This is a genomic window from Comamonas sp. 14P8.1.4 (assembly GCF_057799285.1).
Genome location: NZ_JBYOKN010000029.1, coordinates 1 through 1,113 on the forward strand (window position 1 = coordinate 1; position 1,113 = coordinate 1,113).

The following is a 1,113-nucleotide window of genomic DNA, read 5'->3' on the forward strand; positions in this document are numbered from 1 at the left end:
GAAGATGGAGGGGATGGATGCGACAACCGCTGCGACCTACGCAGAAGTGGACGACGGTGACTTCACTTTTGAAGTGGATGGCGTGGAATTCAACCTGGGTGCCATCGATGCTGCCAGCTCTACGACAGAGCGTCTGGGCCAAATTGCAGCGGCGATCAACGCCAAGACCGCCGATACCAATGTGACGGCTTTCCTGGCAAAGGCGGACGATGGCTCTTACGCCTTGACGCTGATGTCGGAAAAAGGCGTGGCTACTGTTGCAGGCTTGGCTGCCGCGTTGACCAGCGATGCTGTGGGTGCTACTGCACTGGAAGCTTCTATCAATGGCGCTACCGCCGTTGCTGTTGCTGATGGCGATGTGGAATCTGTCGCAGGTACCGAAACCACAGGCATTGAAACCCTGGATGTGTCGACCCAAGACGGTGCATGGCTGGCATTGAAGAAGATTGATTCGGCCATCGACCAGGTGAACTCGGCTCGTGCAGACCTGGGTGCGTTGCAGACGCGCTTTGAGAAGACGATCGAGAACATCGACATCATGAACGAGAACATCACGGCAGCGCGTGGCCGCATCGTGGACACCGACTTTGCGTCGGAAACTGCGAACTTGAGCCGTGCGCAGATCCTGCAGCAAGCGGGCACGGCCATGGTGGCGCAAGCCAACCAGTCGACCCAGAACGTGCTGAGCCTGCTGCAATAAGCCAAATCCGCTCTTGCGAGATCCGAAGCCCCTGTCTGAAAAGCCAGGGGCTTTTTTGCATGCCGCAGGCCGGATGGCGTCTGCGGCTCTGCTAATTGAAAGATTTTGTAATAACAAACCCTAAAGATTGGTTCAGGCGCACCGATACATGAAGCAAAGGACAACAAAGTCCTTGTCGAGTAAATAGTCACACACCGTTTAAACCGCTTGTTCAGAGGATTTCTGCCATGGCCATGACCATCAACACCAATGTCGCTTCGATCAATGCACAGCGCAATCTGAGCCTGTCGGGCAGCACACTGTCCACCTCCATGCAACGCCTGTCTTCGGGCCTGCGCGTGAACAGCGCCAAGGACGATGCAGCAGGTCTGGCCATTTCGGAGCGCATGAACGCCCAGGCGAAGGGTTTGGCG

Annotated in this window: 2 protein-coding genes; both read left to right on the forward strand. The window is 56.3% G+C overall.

What is annotated here, in order from left to right; all coding sequences use genetic code 11:
* The coding region (locus tag AC27VO_RS16470; RefSeq protein ID WP_488667798.1) for a flagellin at positions 1-700 on the forward strand (700 nt) is incomplete at its 5' end.
* 227 nt (positions 701-927) lie between these two features.
* A partial coding sequence (locus AC27VO_RS16475; protein ID WP_488667799.1) for a flagellin N-terminal helical domain-containing protein occupies positions 928-1,113 on the forward strand: 186 nt, incomplete at its 3' end.